Annotated in this window: 13 protein-coding genes and 1 tRNA gene; 2 read left to right on the top strand and 12 right to left on the bottom strand. The window is 59.4% G+C overall.

Going from position 1 to position 16,316, the window contains the following annotated elements; genetic code table 11:
- Positions 1 to 42: 42 nt before the first annotated feature.
- The 11 genes from gmk to BMOU_RS09915 form a co-directional block, all read right to left on the bottom strand.
- Positions 43 to 606 carry a guanylate kinase gene (gene gmk, locus BMOU_RS09965; RefSeq protein ID WP_034877195.1) on the bottom strand — a complete coding sequence of 188 codons (564 nt, stop codon included), beginning with the start codon at positions 604 to 606 and terminating at the stop codon, positions 43 to 45.
- A gap of 103 nt (positions 607 to 709) precedes the next feature.
- Positions 710 to 1,639, bottom strand: a complete 930-nt coding sequence (pyrF, locus tag BMOU_RS09960; RefSeq protein WP_137648285.1) for an orotidine-5'-phosphate decarboxylase — start codon at positions 1,637 to 1,639, stop codon at positions 710 to 712.
- Between the two features lie 2 nt (positions 1,640 to 1,641).
- Positions 1,642 to 5,022, bottom strand: coding sequence for a carbamoyl-phosphate synthase large subunit (carB, locus tag BMOU_RS09955; RefSeq protein ID WP_034877191.1), 3,381 nt, complete (start codon positions 5,020 to 5,022; stop codon positions 1,642 to 1,644).
- Complete coding sequence (gene carA / locus BMOU_RS09950; RefSeq protein ID WP_034877189.1) at positions 5,015 to 6,232, bottom strand: glutamine-hydrolyzing carbamoyl-phosphate synthase small subunit; 1,218 nt, start codon at positions 6,230 to 6,232, stop codon at positions 5,015 to 5,017. The genes carB and carA overlap by 8 nt, the downstream gene beginning before the upstream one ends.
- Positions 6,233 to 6,320: 88 nt before the next feature.
- Complete coding sequence (nusB, locus tag BMOU_RS09945; RefSeq protein ID WP_034877186.1) at positions 6,321 to 6,764, bottom strand: transcription antitermination factor NusB; 444 nt, start codon at positions 6,762 to 6,764, stop codon at positions 6,321 to 6,323.
- A gap of 25 nt (positions 6,765 to 6,789) precedes the next feature.
- Positions 6,790 to 7,353, bottom strand: a complete 564-nt coding sequence (gene efp / locus BMOU_RS09940; protein WP_003836842.1) for an elongation factor P — start codon at positions 7,351 to 7,353, stop codon at positions 6,790 to 6,792.
- A gap of 183 nt (positions 7,354 to 7,536) precedes the next feature.
- Positions 7,537 to 8,736, bottom strand: coding sequence for an elongation factor Tu (gene tuf / locus BMOU_RS09935; RefSeq protein ID WP_003836844.1), 1,200 nt, complete (start codon positions 8,734 to 8,736; stop codon positions 7,537 to 7,539).
- Between the two features lie 172 nt (positions 8,737 to 8,908).
- Positions 8,909 to 11,038 carry an elongation factor G gene (gene fusA / locus BMOU_RS09930; RefSeq protein WP_034877182.1) on the bottom strand — a complete coding sequence of 710 codons (2,130 nt, stop codon included), beginning with the start codon at positions 11,036 to 11,038 and terminating at the stop codon, positions 8,909 to 8,911.
- Between the two features lie 31 nt (positions 11,039 to 11,069).
- A complete protein-coding gene (rpsG, locus tag BMOU_RS09925; RefSeq protein WP_003836460.1) occupies positions 11,070 to 11,540 on the bottom strand; it encodes a 30S ribosomal protein S7 in 471 nt (156 codons plus the stop codon).
- 5 nt (positions 11,541 to 11,545) lie between these two features.
- Complete coding sequence (gene rpsL, locus BMOU_RS09920; RefSeq protein ID WP_003808601.1) at positions 11,546 to 11,917, bottom strand: 30S ribosomal protein S12; 372 nt, start codon at positions 11,915 to 11,917, stop codon at positions 11,546 to 11,548.
- 755 nt (positions 11,918 to 12,672) lie between these two features.
- On the bottom strand, positions 12,673 to 13,749 hold the full coding sequence (locus BMOU_RS09915) for a bile acid:sodium symporter family protein (RefSeq protein ID WP_034877174.1): 1,077 nt from the start codon (positions 13,747 to 13,749) through the stop codon (positions 12,673 to 12,675).
- A 216-nt stretch (positions 13,750 to 13,965) separates the two neighbouring features.
- Here BMOU_RS09915 and BMOU_RS09910 point away from each other — a divergent pair.
- Together BMOU_RS09910 and BMOU_RS09905 are read left to right on the top strand one after the other, a co-directional pair.
- Positions 13,966 to 14,038: transfer RNA gene (locus tag BMOU_RS09910), tRNA-His, on the top strand.
- 82 nt (positions 14,039 to 14,120) lie between these two features.
- Entirely contained in the window at positions 14,121 to 15,146 is a 1,026-nt protein-coding gene (locus BMOU_RS09905; protein ID WP_034877171.1) for a threonine aldolase family protein, read from the top strand.
- Here the strand turns inward: BMOU_RS09905 and BMOU_RS09900 are convergent.
- Positions 15,130 to 16,314 (bottom strand): glycosyltransferase, encoded by a 1,185-nt coding sequence (locus BMOU_RS09900; protein WP_371851373.1) that lies wholly within the window; start codon positions 16,312 to 16,314, stop codon positions 15,130 to 15,132. The two genes, BMOU_RS09905 and BMOU_RS09900, sit on opposite strands and share 17 nt — an antisense overlap.
- Positions 16,315 to 16,316: the final 2 nt, after the last annotated feature.

Raw genomic sequence — 16,316 nt, 5'->3', positions numbered from 1 at the left:
CTTTTGCATTCCCGCAACTGCGGGCGTCACACCAACCTGAAACTACAGTCCGAATTCCATGGCGATAACGTTCCACAGTTTCGCAGCCGCATCTTCGACTACTTCGTTGACAATCACCACGTCGAATTCCGACTCGGCCGCCAGCTCGACCTTCGCCGTTTCAAGTCTTTTAGCCTGCTGCTCCGCGGTCTCGGTACCGCGTCCGATCAGGCGCCTCTTGAGTTCCTCAAACGATGGCGGCGCGATGAACACGGTCATCACGTCAAGTCCAAGTTCCTCCGCCCGTTCCTTGACGTGTCGCGCGCCCTGGATATCGATTTCCAGCACGGTTGGAATATTCCGTTCCAGATGTTCCACGACCGGCCGGATCGGCGTGCCATAATGTGCCAGCCCGAACACGTCGGCGGTTTCCAGAAACTCGCCCTGGGCCTCCTTGTCGAGGAACTCCTGTTCACTCATGAAGTAGTAGTTCACGCCATCCACCTCACCGGGGCGGGGTCGACGCGTCGTCGCGGACACGGACAGCCAGATTTCCGGATGCTCCGCACGCACTCGGCCGAGCACGGTGCCCTTGCCTACTCCTGCCGGTCCGCACAATACGATCAGTCTCCCGTGACGGTGGGTACGTCTTCATTATGTGCACAAGTCATGAATACAAGATCCTTGATTGATATCGTCTGCGTATGCAAAGCCGGGCCTGGTGGCAGCCCTAGTCGGCTTCGTCGGTTTCCTCGCCTTCCGTGGAGGCCTCCAGCAATGCCTGTCGAATGTCGAGAGCCACGGATTCAGTGGCCTCGGTCAGGGCGGAGATGCTGGGACCGTGTGCCGCGATGAAGCGGGAGACGGTGACCAGCACATTGCCTTTGGTCCCCTTGAACACGGTTTTGAGATCGCCTTTTTCGGCGCCCTGCCATCCGTAGCCCGGAGACAGGATCGGACCGGTGAATTTCGACGGATCCACACCGCTGTCGTTAATCCACTGGCCGATGGTGGCGCCGATGATCAGGCCAACGGAGCCCATGCCGTTGATGCCGTTGTTGAATTTCTGCGCGGTGCTGGCGATGCCGAAGGCCACGGTCTTGCCCTTGTATTCGCCGGCCTGCCGAATGGCGGTCTGCAGGCTGGCTCCCTCTTGGTTGGAGGTCAGTGACGCGATGAATACGCCTCGCCCGTTGTTGAGGGCGTCATTGATGACGCCACCAAGTGATCGTGCACCGTAGTACGGCAGCAAGGTGATGGCATCCGCCAGCAACGGAGCCCCCGGCTTGAAATAGGCGTCCGCAAATGCCGAAATGGTGGTGGGCAACCCGCCATGCAGGCAGTCCACGATGGTGATGGTACCCATCTGGCGCGCCGCATAGAGCACACGCTCGAGCGCCGCGATGCCTTTGGACCCGTAGCGCTCGAACATGGAGGATTGGAATTTCACGGCCGCCGCACGGCCGTTAGCGGCTTGGAGCATACGCATGGCGTACAGCTCCGCGCCCAGGGCGTCCACGTTGTAGCCCCAATCAGTGAGGAGTTGGCGGTGTGGGTCGATGCCCACGCACAACGGGCCATACTTGGCCATGGAGTTGCTCAGCCGCAGACCGAAATCGGAACGCTGGGCATGTATCTCTTCACTGCTGAGGCTACTCATCATTACTCACGGCTTTCCAGTTCGAACAGCTGTTTGGAATGATCCTGAATGCTCATGATCTGATAATCATTATTCTTCACGGCCTCGATCGCCATCAACACGGCGGAGAATTCCGTCATGGTGGTGAACTGGGGCAGATCGGCTGCAATCGCGGCCGAACGGATGGCATAGCCGTCGGAACGTGAGCCGCGGGAATTCGGCGTGTTGAGGATAAGGTCGATCTGCCCTTCCTCAATCAACTGAACCACGTTTTTGCCGACGCTGCCTTCAGCGTGATAGGTGGTGACAGGATCCTCCGGATCGGAGTCCATGCGCACGCTGATCTTGTCGACGATCTTGGAGTCGATGCCATAACGGCGCAGCACGGAAGCGGTGCCCTCGGTGGCCCAGATGTTGAATCCAAGTTCCACCAGACGCGCGGCGAACAGCGGCAGCTGACGTTTGTCGGTGTCGTTCACGGAGATGAACACGTTGCCGCTGGTCGGCAGGCCTCCATCGTAGGCAGCGAGCTGGCTCTTGGCGAAGGCGTGCGGGAAGTCACGGTCGAAGCCCATGACCTCACCGGTGGAGCGCATCTCCGGTCCGAGCAGTACATCGACGGTTTTGCCGAGCGGTGTACGGAAACGCTTGAACGGCAGCACGGACTCCTTGATGGCCACCTGCTGGCCGCGGCGGATATCGCCACCGTCACCATGGGGCAGAAGCAGGCCGTTATCGCGCTGCTGCTGGATGGTTTCCCCGGCCATGATGCGGGCGGCGGCCTTGGCCAATGCCACTCCGGTGGCCTTGGAGGCGAACGGCACGGTACGGGAGGCACGCGGATTGGCTTCAATCACGTACAGCGTGTTGGCCATGAAGGCATACTGCACGTTGATCAGACCTTGTACGCCGCAGCCCTTGGCGATGGCATAGGTGCCTTCACGCAGGCGGCGGATCTGGTCGTCGGACAGCGTGCTTGGAGGCAAGGTGCAGGCGGCGTCGCCGGAATGCACACCGGCCTCCTCGACATGCTCCATGATGCCGCCGATGTAGAGCTCCTCGCCGTCAAACAGCGCGTCGACGTCAATCTCCACGGCATCCTGCAGGAACTTGTCGATGAGCAACGGCGAAGGCAGACGGCCGGAGACCACGGTATCGGCCCGGGCTTGCCTCAACGCACGATCGACGTACTTACGCAGCTGGGCATCGTCATAGACGATCTCCATACCGCGGCCGCCAAGCACGTAGCTCGGACGCACCAGCACCGGATATCCAATGCCATGTGCGGCCTCGCGGGCCTCTTCCAAGCTCAGTGCGGTGCCGTAGCGCGGCGCGTTCATATCGGCCTTCTTGAGCACCTCACCGAACAGCTCGCGATTCTCGGCCAGATCGATGGATTCCGGCGTAGTGCCAAGGATCGGCACACCGGCGGCCTTGAGACGTGCGGCAAGCGACAACGGGGTCTGGCCGCCGAGCTGTACGATGACGCCCTTGACCGGGCCCATCTTCTTTTCGGCCTCATAGATCTCGAGCACGTCTTCGAAGGTGAGCGGCTCGAAGTACAGGCGGTCGGACATGTCATAGTCGGTCGACACGGTTTCCGGGTTGCAGTTGACCATGATGGTGTCATAGTCCTTGCCCAGTTCCTGCACGGCGTGCACGCAGGTGTAGTCGAACTCGATGCCTTGTCCGATGCGGTTCGGACCTGAGCCGAGGATGATCACGGCCTCGCGATCGCGCGGGCGCAGCTCGGTCTCGTCGGCATAGCAGGAATAGTAGTATGGCGTGACCGCATCGAATTCGGCGGCGCAGGTGTCGACGGTCTTGAACACCGGACGCAGATCGTAAGTCCAGCGCAGTTCACGGATGGTGTTCTCGCCCTCATCGCCAAGGCGGCGCAGATGGGCGATCTGCAGATCGGACAGACCTGCGAGCTTGGCCTTCTTAAGAAGCCTTCTGGTGAGCTTCTCGGCGTTCTTGATCTCCAGTGCGGTCTCGTTGATGAGTTCGAACTGACGGATGAACCACGGGTCGATCTTGGTGGCCGCGAAGATCTGCTCTTCGGTGGCACCACCCCACAGAGCGCGTTGGATCTGCAGATAGCGATGTTCGGTCGGCACCTTGATGGCCTCAAGCAGCTGCTCGACCTCCTCGGCCGAAGGCGTTTCGCCATCCCAGTTGAAGCCCATGTGACGCTTGTCGATGGAACGCATGGCCTTGCCGAGGGATTCCTGGAAGTTGCCGGCCAGGGCCATGGCCTCGCCAACGGACTTCATGGAGGTGGTCAGGGTCGGGTCGGCGCCCGGGAACTTCTCGAAAGCGAAACGCGGCACCTTGGTGACCACGTAATCGATGGTCGGCTCGAAGCTGGCCGGGGTGGACTGTGTGATGTCGTTCTGAATTTCGTCGAGCGTGTAGCCGAGAGCCAGCTTGGTCGCGATCTTGGCGATCGGGAAACCGGTGGCCTTGGAGGCCAGCGCGGATGAACGGGACACGCGTGGGTTCATTTCGATCACGATGATGCGACCGGTATCGGGATGGATGGCGAACTGGATGTTGCAGCCACCGGTGTCGACTCCCACGCCACGGATGATGGCGATGCCGATGTCGCGAAGCTTCTGGTATTCGCGGTCGGTCAGGGTGAAGACCGGTGCCACGGTGATGGAATCGCCGGTATGCACGCCGACCGGATCAACGTTCTCGATCGGGCAGACGACCACGACATTGTCCTTCTTGTCGCGCATCAGCTCGAGCTCGTATTCCTTCCAACCCTCGATGCCTTCTTCGATCAGGACCTCGTCGGTCGGCGAATAATGGATGCCGGCACCGGCGATGCGGTGCAGCTCCTCCTCGTCATGCGCGATGCCGGAGCCGAGACCGCCCATGGTGAAGCTCGGGCGGACGACCAGCGGATAGCCAAACTTCTCGGCGATCCTATCGACTTCCTCGATGGAGTGTGCGATGTCGGAACGTGCGGATTCGGCGCCGGCCTCTTCCACGACCTTCTTGAACAGCTCACGATCCTCACCGCGGTCGATGGCTTCGAGGGACGCGCCGATCAGCTCGACGCCGTATTTCTTCAGCACGCCGGCTTCGCCGAGAGCCATGGCGGCGTTCAAGGCGGTCTGGCCGCCAAGGGTCGGTAGCAGTGCGTCCGGGCGTTCTTTGGCGATGATCTGTTCAAGGATCGGGGTGGCGATCGGTTCGATGTAGGTGGCATCGGCCATTTCCGGATCGGTCATGATGGTGGCCGGATTCGAATTGACCAGGATGACGCGAATGCCTTCTTCACGAAGCACTCGGCAGGCCTGGGTACCCGAATAATCGAATTCCGCGGCCTGGCCGATCACAATCGGGCCGGAGCCGATGACCATCACGGACTTGATGTCTGTGCGCTTAGGCATTGCGGTTTCCCTCCTTGGCGGAACGCATGAGATCCACAAAACGGTCGAACAGGTATGCGGCATCGTGCGGACCGGCTGCGGCCTCCGGATGGTATTGCACGGAGAATGCCGGGATATCGACGCATTGCAGGCCCTCGACCACATTGTCGTTCAGATCGATATGGCTGACGAACACCTTGCCGTATTTGCCGTTCTCAAACGGGGCTTCCACAGTCTCGCCGATGGGGGCGTCCACGGCGAAACCGTGGTTGTGCGCGGTGATTTCGATCTTGCCGGTGGTCATGTCCTTGACCGGCTGATTAATGCCACGATGGCCGAATTTGAGCTTATAGGTGCCGAAGCCAAGTGCGCGGCCGAGCAACTGGTTGCCGAAACAGATGCCGAAGAACGGATATCCCGCATCAAGCACCTGGCGCAGCAGGTTCACTTCCGGATCGGCCTGCTCGGGATCGCCAGGGCCGTTGGAGAAGAACACGCCATCGGGATTCAGGGCCTCAAGCTCATCGAAGGTGATGGTGGACGGCACCACATGTACGCGGCAGCCACGCTCGGCCATACGGTGAGGCGTCATGGCCTTGATGCCGAGATCGACCGCGGCGACGGTGAACAGCGGTTCCTTGCCTTCGAACCCGCCGCACGGCTCGATGGTGTAGGCCTTGCCGGTGCTGACCTCGTCGTAGAGGCTCATGCCTTTCATCTGCGGGATGGCCTTGACCTCGTCAAGCATGGATTCGACGGTGCGCAGCTTGCCGGACTCGTCAAGCAGGGCATCGCCGGAGAAGATGGCGGCGCGCATTACGCCTGCGGAACGCAGGTGACGCACCAACTTGCGGGTGTCGATATGACTGATGCCGACGATGCGGTTCGATTCCAGATCATCGTCAAGGCTGCCCGTGGCACGCCAGTTGCTCACGTTCGGGCTGGGGTCACGCACGACATATCCGGCGACCCAGATTCTGGAGGATTCCGGATCCTCCTCGTTGATTCCCGTGTCCCCGATATGCGGGAACGTCTGTACCACGATCTGACGATCGTAGCTGGGGTCCGTAAGCGTTTCCTGATAGCCGGTCATGCCGGTCGCGAAAACGATCTCCCCGCTGGTCGTACCGATCGCGCCGTAAGGTTCACCCACGTACACTTGTCCGTCTTCGAGAACGAGAACGGCATCCTGAGGGGCAAAAGTCACGGCTTCGGAATCATACTGGTTCACCAAAACCCCCTTATAGTCAAGGTATTCGTACCAAGGATAGCGGCCGGTTAGGACTCGCGACCCGGCCGAATCGCTTGCCTTTCAGCTTCTATTGAACTGAATTTTCGGTCGGGTGGTCATCCATCTGAACGTCACCCGCGTCGGCGCTCACCGCGCTGAGCAGGCCATGGATGAATGCCGGGGAATCGTCATCGCACAACGTCTTGGCAAGGCCTAGGGCCTCATCGATCGCCACCATGTTGGGTACATCATCATTGAACATGATCTCCCAAACGGCGATACGCAGAATGTTACGGTCGACAACGCCCATGCGCTTGACCTTCCAACCCGTGGAATGCGCGTCAAGTACGGAATCGATCTGGTGAAGATTCTCTGCAACGCCACGAACGATTTCGATGGCGTAATCAGGCAGCGGTGTCTGAGCGCCGGGCTGCTCGATGCGCTCAGCAAGAAGGGACAGGATGTCCTGTCCCTTCTCATCCGCTTCATACAACGTATTCAGAGCCCTTTTGCGAGCGGTGGAACGTGCCATGGAAGCTTCTTTCGCCCTTCTACTCTCAGTTCTCGCGGCCGAGGTAGGAACCGTCGGTGGTGTTCACCTTGACCTTCTCGCCTTCGCCGATGAACAGCGGCACCTGAATCTCGGCACCGGTCTCGACGGTGGCCGGCTTGGTGCCCGCGTTGGAGCGGTTGCCCTGCAGACCCGGCTCGGTGTGGGTCACGGTCAGGATCACGGAAGCCGGCAGCTCCACGGACAGAGGGGTGCCATCATGGAAGGAGACGACGCAGTCAGTGCCCTCGAGCAGGTACTTGGCCTGATCGCCGACCAGGGTCTTCGGGATGTAGATCTGATCGTAGGTGGTCATATCCATGAACACGAAGTTGTCGCCGTCCTCATAGGAGTACTGGAGGTTACGGTTGTCAACGGTTTCGAATTCCATCTTCATGCCGGCGTTGAAGGTCTTGTCGACGATCTTGCCGGAAAGCACGTTCTTGATGGTGGTGCGCACGAAGGCGGGGCCCTTGCCCGGCTTGACGTGCTGGAACTTGATGACGGACCACAGCTGGCCGTCGAGGTTCAGGACGGAACCGTTCTTGATGTCATTGGTAGTCTGTGCCAAATTAACTCACCTATTTCTTCGACTAACAGGGAAAGCTTAAAAATAGCCTTGCCCATTATGCCACGGCGTGCATACTTTGATTGCTCGCCTTCCATATATACGGAAAAACCTCCCAAGACATGAATCCTGGGAGGTTTTTCCTTAGAACGCTAGTTCAAGCGTGCCTTGTGATATCGGGTGAAACTACTCGATGATCTTGGTGACACGGCCCGAGCCGACGGTGTGGCCGCCTTCACGCACTGCGAAGGTCAGGCCCTCTTCCATAGCGATCGGCTGGATCAGCTCAACGCCGAAGGTGGCGTGATCGCCCGGCTGCACCATCTCGACGCCTTCCGGCAGGGTGATGACGCCGGTGACGTCGGTGGTACGGAAGTAGAACTGCGGACGGTAGTTGGAGAAGAACGGCGAGTGACGGCCGCCTTCGTCCTTGGTCAGCACGTAGACTTCGCCCTCGAACTTGGTGTGCGGGGTCACGGAGCCCGGAGCAGCCAGGACCTGGCCACGCTCGACCTGATCACGGTTGATGCCGCGGAGCAGCAGACCGGTGTTATCGCCAGCCTCGCACTCGTCCATCTGCTTGTGGAAGGTCTCGATGGAGGTGACGGTGGTGGTCTGGGTCGGGCGGATGCCGACGATCTCGACGTTGGAGTTGACCGGGAGCTTACCACGCTCGACACGGCCGGTAACCACGGTGCCGCGGCCGGAGATGGTGAACACATCTTCGATCGGCATCAGGAACGGCTTGTCCAGATCGTGGGTCGGGGTCGGAATGTACTCGTCGACTGCCTTCATGAGTTCCTTGACGGACTCAACCCACTTGTCGTGGTCCGGAGCATCGTCATGCAGTGCGCCGTAGGCGGAGGTGTGGATGACCGGGCAATCGCGATCGAAGCCGTTCTCGTCGAGGAGGTCACGGACCTCTTCCTCAACGAGCTCGATGAGCTCTTCATCGTCGACCATATCGCACTTGTTCAGGGCGACGAGGATACGCGGCACGCCCACCTGACGGGCGAGCAGCACGTGCTCACGGGTCTGAGCCATCGGGCCATCGGTGGCGGCCACAACGAGGATAGCGCCATCCATCTGGGCAGCGCCGGTGATCATGTTCTTCACGAAGTCGGCGTGGCCCGGGCAGTCGACGTGAGCGTAGTGACGCTCAGCGGTCTGGTACTCGATGTGGGCGATGTTGATGGTGATACCACGCTGCTGCTCTTCCGGAGCGGCGTCGATCTGGTTGAAGTCGTAGGCCGGGTTGATGTCCGGGTACTCTTCGTGCAGAACCTTGGAGATGGCTGCGGTCAGGGTAGTCTTACCGTGATCGACGTGGCCGATGGTACCAATGTTAACGTGCGGCTTAGTACGCTCGTACTTTTCCTTTGCCATGTGTTTTGTCCTCCTGGACGTCTCGTAGTAAACAGCCTTGAACTCGGTTCAAGGCACTCGCTACATTTTACTGGGTTTGACGGGTTTGTGCCACTTTGGAGCCCGAACCCAGTCAGCGCTACAAAATACTAACGCTGACTGGAGACAGCTTCCAATGAGGCGGCGGCGCGTGTCACTCGCCGCGCTGGGCCTTGATGATCTCCTCGGAGACGTTCTTCGGAACCTCTGCATAGGAGTCCATCTGCATGGTGAACATTGCACGGCCCTGGGTCTTGGAACGCAGGTCACCGATGTAGCCGAACATTTCGGACAGCGGAACCTTGGCATCGATGACCTTGACACCGGTGGAGTCGGTCATGGACTGGATGGAACCACGACGGGCGTTCAGATCGCCCATCACATCGCCCATGTACTCTTCCGGGGTACGCACTTCCACGGCCATGATCGGCTCGAGGATGACCGGCTTGGCCTTCGGGGCGGCTTCCTTGAAGCACATGGAGCCCGCGATCTTGAAGGCCATCTCGGAGGAATCGACGTCGTGGACCTGGCCGTCGGTGACGGTCGCCTTGACGCCAACCACCGGGAAGCCGGCGAGAATGCCGGATTCCATGGCTTCCTGCACGCCAGCATCGATGGAAGGAATGAATTCCTTGGTGATGTGGCCGCCGGTAACCTCGTTGACGAACTCGTAGGTTTCGCCTTCCTCGGTGTTGAGCGGCTCGAAGTTCATCAGGACCTTTGCGAACTGGCCGGAACCACCGGTCTGCTTCTTGTGCGTGTATTCCTGGTTCATGACGGCCTTGCGAATCGTCTCGCGGTATGCAACCTGCGGATTGCCGACGTTGCATTCCACCTTGAATTCACGACGCATACGGTCGACGATGATGTCGAGCTGCAGCTCGCCCATGCCGGAGATCAGGGTCTGGCCGGACTCTTCGTCGGTCTTCACCTGGAAGGTCGGGTCTTCGTCGGACAGCTTCGCCAGAGCGATGCTCATCTTCTCCTGGTCGGCCTTGGTCTTCGGCTCCACGGCCACCTCGATCACCGGATCGGGGAAGGTCATGGACTCGAGGGAGATCGGAGCCTTCTCGTCGCACAGGGTATCACCGGTGGTGACGTTCTTCAGGCCCACGAAGGTGTAGATGTTGCCGGCTTCGGCGGCATCCACCGGGTTCTCCTTGTCGGCGTGCATCTGGAAGATCTTGCCGACACGTTCCTTCTTCTCCTTGGTGGAGTCAAGCACGGTATCGCCCGGCTTGACGGCACCGGAGTACACACGCACGAAGACGAGCTTGCCGTAGAACGGGTGGGTGGAGATCTTGAAGACCAGAGCGGCGAACGGGTCATCGGTCGTCGGGTGACGATCGATCTCGTGGGACTCGTCCTTCGGGTCGAAGCCGACGATGGACGGCACGTCCTCCGGGCTCGGCAGGTAGTCGACGACGGCATCCAGCATCGGCTGAACACCCTTGTCCTTGAAGGCGGAGCCGCACAGCACCGGGTAGGCCTCACGGTTGATGGTGAGCTTACGGATGCCTGCACGAATCTCTTCCTCGGTCAGTTCGCCGGACTCGAGGTACTTCTCGAGCAGCTCCTCATCGGACTCGGCGACCTGGTCGAGCAACTCTGCATGATACTGCTCAGCCTTGTCCTGCAGATCGGCCGGGATGTCGGTGGTGTCGTAGTGGGCACCCATATCATCCTTGACGTCGTTCCAGACGTAGGCCTTCATGCGAATCAGGTCGACGACGCCGGCGAAGTCGTTCTCAGCGCCGATCGGCAGCTGAACGACGAGCGGGGTCGCGCCCAGCTTGGTCTTAATGGTGTCGACGGAGTAGTAGAAATCGGCGCCGAGCTTATCCATCTTGTTGATGAAGCAGATACGCGGAACACCGTACTTGTCGGCCTGACGCCACACGGTCTCGGACTGCGGCTCCACACCTTCCTTGCCATCGAACACGGCGACGGCGCCATCAAGCACTCGCAGGGAGCGCTCCACCTCGGCCGTGAAGTCCACGTGGCCCGGGGTATCGATGATGTTGATCTGGAACTTCTGCTTCTCGTCATGGGTCTGACGGTTCCAGAAGCAGGTGGTGGCGGCGGACTGGATGGTGATGCCGCGCTCCTGCTCCTGAGCCATGAAGTCCATCGTCGAGGCGCCATCATGGGTCTCGCCGATCTTGTAGTTCTTGCCGGTGTAGTACAGGATACGCTCGGTGGTGGTGGTCTTACCGGCATCAATGTGAGCCATGATGCCGATGTTACGGATCTGGTTGAGATCAGTAAGCACGTCTAGTGCCATGAGTATTCCTTAACTCTCGTTACTCGACTAATTACCAGCGGTAATGAGCGAATGCCTTGTTGGCTTCCGCCATCTTATGAGTATCCTCGCGGCGCTTGACAGAAGCACCGAGACCGTTGGAGGCATCGAGGATTTCGTTGGCCAGACGCTCGGCCATGGTCTTCTCGCGACGAGCGCGGGAGAAGTCCGTCAGCCAGCGCAGGGACAGGGTGTTGGCACGAGCCGGCTTCACCTCGACCGGAACCTGGTAGGTGGCGCCACCGACACGGCGGGAGCGAACCTCGAGGGACGGGCGGATGTTGTCGAGAGCGCGCTTCAGAACGGCCACCGGCTCCTGATCGGTCTTCTCCTTGACCATATCGAGAGCGGAGTAGACGATGTCTTCGGCGATCGACTTCTTGCCGTCGAGCAGAATCTTGTTGATGAGCTGTGCCACAACGGTGGAACCGTAAATCGGATCCGGCAGCAGCTGATGCTTCTTGGAAGGTCCTTTACGTGACATATCTCTTACTTCGCCTTCTTTGCTCCGTACAGGGAACGACCCTGCTTGCGATCCTTAACGCCCTGGGTATCGAGGGCGCCACGCACGATGTGGTAACGAACACCCGGCAGATCCTTGACACGGCCGCCGCGCACGAGCACGATGGAGTGCTCCTGCAGGTTGTGGCCTTCGCCCGGGATGTAAGCGGTGACTTCCACACCGGAGCTCAGGCGCACACGAGCGACCTTACGCAGTGCCGAGTTCGGCTTCTTCGGGGTGGTGGTGTAAACACGGGTGCACACGCCGCGGCGCAGCGGGCTTCCCTTCAGTGCCAAAGTCTTGGACTTCTTCGGCTTTGCCTGACGTCCCTTACGGACGAGCTGTTCAATAGTAGGCAACTTGAATTCTCCGATTCAGTGGTTTCTCTTGTCTTCGTGTGACCGCCGCACTGCGCACACACCCCACGACACCGAATCGTAAAGATAGCCACAGTCCACCGGCCCGATGGCCCATCCCTCTCTCACCGCCGCATTGCTGCGCGTGATCCGTTCGAGTTCCGGGATATCCCAACCCGTACACCTGTCACATAAGGCATACCGTTGGCACACACAAGTTATAAGTATACGCTCACGTCGGACAATGGCCTTCCGCCGTGTCACGGCGCAAAGAATGGCCCCGGTGCCTACCGGCCACCGGGGCCATTCACTCGGGGAAGGAGGTTCCCTTACTCAGTTCTCACGCGCCACCTTGCGCGTCCTAATAACCCAAATACTATGTCTGCTGTCTGTTTGCCGCGGCCCGGCTTCCGCGCCGTACTACCCCTTGCCGCCATCTTGAATCGCTATATTCAATTATTTTTCAGTTATTGTTCAATTATCTTGAAGGCGTTGCGCATGAACCTCGCGGCCGTGGACGCTTCGTTGCGACCTGACGAATTCTCGACCGATCCACAACTCCGGCCTTCATGTATCAGTATACCCCAAATCGCACACGAAACACGGACATGAACACCATCAAATCCCAATAATTCCAATGTCTTTCATCTTCTCTGAGGAGATGTGACAAAATCGAACAAGCAACAGGAAATTATCATCGAAAACGAACAACCCCTGAGCCGTTCTGAGCGGTTCAGGGGTGTCATGCCCATATTGCCTCAGACGACCGGGAAGTCGGATCGGGCGTCCGTCGGCTCAACGATCTTCCGTTCGGCTTCGGAGTCCGCGATCCTGGTTGCGGAACCCTTTTCGCCGTTGTCGGAATCCGGGTGGATCCGTTGCCTGTCATCATGTTCGCGCCACCAGCTGGAAAGCACCGAACCGGAGATGTTGTGCCACACGCTGAAGAAGGTGGACGGAACGGCGGCCAGCGGGTTGGAGGCGAAGGAGGTCAGGGCCAAGGTGGCACCCAATGCGGAATCCTGCATGCCGACCTCGAAGGTGATGGCCTTCTGCTGCGCATAGCGGAAACCTTTCGGGTACACCTTGTACATGAGCTTGGAGAAACCGAAGCCCAACGCATAACCGCACAGATTGTGCAGGATGACCACCGGGATGGCCAGCAGGGAGGAGGCCACGAACAGTTTCGGCCCGTTGGCGGCGACCACCACGCCGATGATAAGCAGGATGGCGACCTGGGAGACAATCGGCAACGCCACCGTAATCCTCTCGATCTTCTCTTTGAAGATGGCATGGCAGATCACACCGAGGGCGATCGGGAACAGCACCACCTTGATGGCGTTGAGGAACAACGATTCGACCGGCACGCTCACATACTGGGAGGCCAGCCACTGCATCAGCAGCGGAATCATGAACGGGGCGCACAATGTGGACAGGATGCCGATGGACACGTCCAGAGCCACGTCACCGCGGCTCAGGTAGCTCATCACGTTGGATGAGGTGCCGGACGGGCAGCAACCGACCAGGATCACGCCGACGGCAAGCGCACCGTCAAGACGGAAGATCCAGCACAGCAGCACGGCGACGAGCGGCATGATCACGAAGTGCGCCACGGTGCCGACGATCACCATCAGCGGCTGGGTGAGGATGCGCTTGAAATCATCAAGCGTCAACGTCAGCCCCATGCCGAACAGCACGATGCCCAGGAAGTAGCCGGTGTAGGATTTGCCCCACAGGCTGGCCTGCGGCACGAAATAGTTGAACACGGCCCACACGATCACGATTGCGGTGAACCATTTGGTGAGCCACTCACCAAAGGCCTTGACTTTCTGCATTTCTCTCTCGATTCAGCAATGTCATTATTGATACGTCAACATCATCTTTTGGATTGCGCGATACAACCTATGCCAACGTGCGCCGCACATGTGACACCGCGCTCATATGCTGAACTACAGACGCCGCCCACCCAACGCAACACGCCGGAACATTCATCCCTGAAAAATCGTGTATAGTATTCACCTGTTGCGCTTCCTTAGGGGAGTAAAAACATGGTGGCTATAGCTCAGTTGGTAGAGCATCTGATTGTGGTTCAGAAGGTCGCGCGTTCGAGCCGCGTTAGCCACCCCGGTAAACCTCGGAAGACATTCCGAGGTTTTTTTGTTATTCTCAGGAACATATGACCGACGGCAATCATCCAAGGAGGGCCATGCTGTCTTTTGAAAACGATTATTCCTGCACCGCCACACCGGAAATCATCGAAGGCATCCGGCAGACCGTCGCAAAGCAGTATCCGGGCTATGGCAGCGACGAAATCTGCGAATCCGCCAAGGCGAAAATCCGCGCGGCCTGCGAAAGTCCGAAGGCCGAAATCTTCTTTCTGGTCGGAGGTACGCAGACCAACCAGATCGTCATCGACTCCATCACCCCGCAATATGCCGGCGTGGTGGCCGCCGGCACCGGCCATGTGAACGTTCATGAGGCAGGCGCCATCGAATCCACCGGGCATAAGGTGCTGACGCTCCCCCACCATGACGGCAAGATCGACGCGCGCGAGCTTGACGAGTACTGCGCGGACTTCTATGCGGATGGCAACCACGCACATATGGTGTTCCCGGGCTGTGTCTACATTTCTCAGGCCACCGAATATGGCACGCTGTACACGCTGCCCGAGCTGAAGGCGATCCGTAAGGTCTGTGACGGATATGAACTGCCGCTGTTCATCGATGGCGCGCGCCTCGGCTACGCGTTGACCGCCACCGGCAATGACGTGACGCTTCAGGACATCGCGAGGCTCTCCGATGTGTTCTATATCGGTGGCACCAAGGTGGGCGCGATGTTCGGCGAGGCCGTGGTGTTCACGCATGGCAACATGCCGGAACATTTCGTCACGCTTGTCAAGCGGCACGGTGCGCTGCTGGCCAAGGGATGGCTGCTCGGATTGCAATTCGACACGCTGTTCACCGACGATCTATACCGTCGCATCGCGCATCGCGCCAATACCGCGGCCGATCGCATCCGTGAAGCACTCTCGGAACGTGGATATACGTTGACTTTCGATGCGCCGACCAATCAGATTTTCGTCACGCTCGACAATGAGACGTCGAACCGTCTGCAGCGACATGTGCGCTTGGGCTTCATGGAAAAGGCCGACGACGCACACACCGTGATGCGCATCTGCACCAGCTGGGCCACCACCGACGAGCAGGTCGAAAAGCTTATCGCACTGCTGTAGCGTTGTCGGCGATGGCCTCGTGCTCCATGGCCACGAACTGGCGTACGGAGGCCTCGACCGAATAATGCTTCCGGGTATGTTCGGCGTAGATGGCACCCCACTCGTTGAGTTCCGCCGGATGGTCGATCCACCAATCAATACGCCGAGCCAGCGCGTCCACATCGTCAACGGGGAACAGCGATTCGTCGCGCAGCGCAAACTGTCCGGCCGCGCTCAACGGTGACGAGGCGATCACCGGCACCAGACCGGCCGCCATACCCTCGATCACACTCACCGATTCCAAATCGGCGATCGATGGGTGTACCAGCAGGTCGCCGGAACGCAGCAACGCCGGCATTTCGGTGTTCTTATGAAATCCGATCGAAGCGGGACGGGCCAGCAGACGATCGGCCATCTTCCGCAGTTTCCTCTTCAGCGGACCGGTGCCGGCGATCGTCAATTCGATGTCTTGCGCGTGGCGGCATCGCGCGATGGCACGAATCAACATGGCATGATTCTTCTCGTGTGTCAGGCGGCCAGACGCGACGATGCGAAACGGCGTTGCCGCCGATTCGTTCCCCTCCCGCTGCTTTTTCGGCGTGAAGCGAGTCTCGTAGCCATTGGAGATCACATGCAGCTTCGCCTTATAGCCATGCGAGCGCAGCAGACTGGCACCCAGTTCGGTAGGTACATGCACATGATCGATTCTGCGATACAGCCACATATCGAACAGCCAATATATAAATGAGTCGATGCCGGGTACGTACTTAAGCGGTCCCGCGGAGTAGGTGATGTTCTCCGGCTGCACATGATAGCCGGCGGTGACCGTGACACCCATCTGTTTGGCCACCTTGCAGGCATGTTGGCCGAAACGGAACGGTGTGTAGATGTGCACCGCGTCCACACCCAGGAACGCCGCACGGAATAGCGTGTCACTTGGTTCGGCGAACTGCATCTGCTGCTGCTTCGCCACCCAGCTCACCAGTGGCACATGGTTTACGCGCGCCGGAAAATCAGGCGCCCCGATGCCGACCAGACGCACATGGTGCCCTTGCCGTTCCAGCTCCTGCGCCCATTGCAGGGCGGAGTTCGAAGTGCCGTTGCCTCGGTTGCCCGACGTATCGACCACCATGGCGATGGTCAGCGGGCGGTCGGCCTCCTTCTTTTCGTTCTCAAGCATGCGCCCCATCC

The organism is Bifidobacterium moukalabense DSM 27321 (genome assembly GCF_000522505.1).
Classification (GTDB): Bacteria; Actinomycetota; Actinomycetes; order Actinomycetales; family Bifidobacteriaceae; genus Bifidobacterium; species Bifidobacterium moukalabense.
This window is presented reverse-complemented; position numbering and strand designations above follow the sequence as displayed.

Bases quoted from the DNA above. Each gene is read 5' to 3' on its own strand.
- pyrF (WP_137648285.1), bottom strand. From the start codon at position 1,639: ATGAGTAGCCTCAGCAGTGAAGAGATACATGCCCAGCGTTCCGATTTC.
- carB (WP_034877191.1), bottom strand. From the start codon at position 5,022: ATGCCTAAGCGCACAGACATCAAGTCCGTGATGGTCATCGGCTCCGGC.
- nusB (WP_034877186.1), bottom strand. From the start codon at position 6,764: ATGGCACGTTCCACCGCTCGCAAAAGGGCTCTGAATACGTTGTATGAA.
- tuf (WP_003836844.1), bottom strand. From the start codon at position 8,736: ATGGCAAAGGAAAAGTACGAGCGTACTAAGCCGCACGTTAACATTGGT.
- fusA (WP_034877182.1), bottom strand. From the start codon at position 11,038: ATGGCACTAGACGTGCTTACTGATCTCAACCAGATCCGTAACATCGGC.
- rpsG (WP_003836460.1), bottom strand. From the start codon at position 11,540: ATGTCACGTAAAGGACCTTCCAAGAAGCATCAGCTGCTGCCGGATCCG.
- BMOU_RS09915 (WP_034877174.1), bottom strand. From the start codon at position 13,749: ATGCAGAAAGTCAAGGCCTTTGGTGAGTGGCTCACCAAATGGTTCACC.
- BMOU_RS09905 (WP_034877171.1), top strand. From the start codon at position 14,121: ATGCTGTCTTTTGAAAACGATTATTCCTGCACCGCCACACCGGAAATC.
- BMOU_RS09900 (WP_371851373.1), bottom strand. From the start codon at position 16,314: ATGGGGCGCATGCTTGAGAACGAAAAGAAGGAGGCCGACCGCCCGCTG.